At 70.6% G+C, this 1788-nt stretch carries 2 protein-coding genes; both read left to right on the forward strand.

Features of this window, described 5'->3' with window-relative positions; all coding sequences use genetic code 11:
- The first annotated feature begins 470 nt into the window (after positions 1–470).
- Positions 471–1055 carry a PadR family transcriptional regulator gene (locus tag WA805_RS18700; protein ID WP_422274673.1) on the forward strand — a complete coding sequence of 195 codons (585 nt, stop codon included), beginning with the start codon at positions 471–473 and terminating at the stop codon, positions 1053–1055.
- Positions 1052–1788, forward strand: a 737-nt coding sequence (locus WA805_RS18705) for an ABC transporter ATP-binding protein (RefSeq protein WP_425242970.1), incomplete at its 3' end; no start/stop codon positions are given. The genes WA805_RS18700 and WA805_RS18705, both read left to right, overlap by 4 nt.

Below are 1788 nucleotides of genomic sequence, written 5' to 3' on the forward strand. Positions count from 1 at the left end.
GCCGATCGGGGCTGGCGTGACGGGTGTGAGCTGAAGTCGTTGCCTGACCCTCCGGGACGGCTCACCGGCGAGGGTGCGGCCGGGCTGAGCCCGCTGATTTCATGATCACGAAAGAAAAGTACGCGCAGAGGAGATTTTTCTTTCGTGATCATGAAATCAGCGGGCTCAGAACGGCCGCCGCGCCCCCGCCGGCGGCCGTCCCGTAGGGCCAGGCAAAGACCTCAGCACTTCCAACCCTGCAGGAGCAGAACGTTACGCCTTTCTTGCTGTTATCAGCGTTTTGACGTAATTTTCTGCTCCTATGGCGGCGCGGGGCGGGGGTGTCGCGGCGCGGGGCGGGGGTGTCGCGGCGCGGGCCGGTTACGGAGGATAGGTCAGGTCTCCAGCGCTGCAGCTGCGCGAATAAGACATTGCCATGAAGGGTGTATGCCGGGTATTGTGCCGGACATGATGTCAGGCATGGTGAAGTCATGAGCGTTCCGTACGCGCTGCTGGCGCTGCTGTCGGAGGGGCCGAAATACGGGCTGCAGCTGCGCGAGGAGTTCGAGGCAGGGACCGGCGAGGTGTGGCCGCTGAACGTCGGGCAGGTGTACAAGACGCTGGGCCGGCTGGAACGCGACGGGCTGGCCGAATCCGACGACGCCGGCCAGGACGGGCCGCAGAAGCGGTACCGGATCACGGCCGACGGCCGGCAGGCGCTGTCCGCCTGGCTGCGCACGCCGCCGGACCTGACCTCCCCGCCGCGTGACGAGCTGGTGATGAAGGTGCTGGTGGCGGCCCGGGTGCCGGGTACCGACGCGCATGAGGTGATCCTGGCGCACCGCCTGTACCTGCTCGAGCTGATGCAGCAGTGGACAAGGCTGAAGGAGGGCGAGGCCCGCGATGACCTGGGCCTGGCGCTGGTGGTCGATGCGGAGCTGTTCCGGCTCGACGCGGTGATCCGCTGGCTGGACGCCGCGGACGTACGCCTGGCGCGGGCTGCCGCCGAGCCGCCCAAGCCCGGCTCCGCCCCGGTCCCCGCTCCGCAGCTACGGCGGCTGGGGGCCCGGCGATGAGCGGGCCAGAACGGTACGGGACCGGCGGGAGCACGGTGAGCGGAAGCGCGGTGAGCGTGCTGGAGCTGCGCGACGTATCGAAGACCTACGGGCAGGGACTTGCCGCGGTACAAGCGCTTGCCGGGGTCGACCTGTCGGTGCGGGCCGGGGAGATGGTGGCGGTGATGGGGCCCAGCGGGTCGGGCAAGTCCACGCTGCTAACCATCGCCGGAAGCCTGGAGGAACCCACCGGCGGGGAGGTGCTGGTCTGCGGCATGGCGCTGGCGGGGATGGCGCGGGGGCGCAAGGCCCGGCTGCGGCGCCGGGCGATCGGGTACGTGTTCCAGGATTTCAACCTGCTCCCGGGCCTGACCGCCGCCGAGAACGCGGCGCTGCCGCTGGAACTGGACGGCGTCGCGGTGCCGAAAGCGCGCAAAGCCGGGCTGGCCGCGCTGGAAGCGCTCGGCGTGGCGGGGCGGGCCGGCTGGTACCCCGATCAGCTGTCCGGCGGCGAGCGGCAGCGGGTAGCGATCGCCCGTGCTGTGGTGGGGGACCGCCGGCTGCTGCTGGCCGACGAGCCGTCCGGCGCGCTGGACTCGGTGAACGCGGGCGAGGTAATGCGGCTGCTGCACGAGGCGTGCCAGCGGGGCATGGCCGCGGTGGTGGTGACCCACGACGCGCAGCTAGCCGCCTGGGCCGACCGGATAGTGCTGCTGCGCGACGGGCGGATGACCGGCCATACCACCCGGCCACC

This window comes from Trebonia sp. (assembly GCF_049794275.1).
Lineage (GTDB): Bacteria > Actinomycetota > Actinomycetes > Streptosporangiales > Streptosporangiaceae > Trebonia.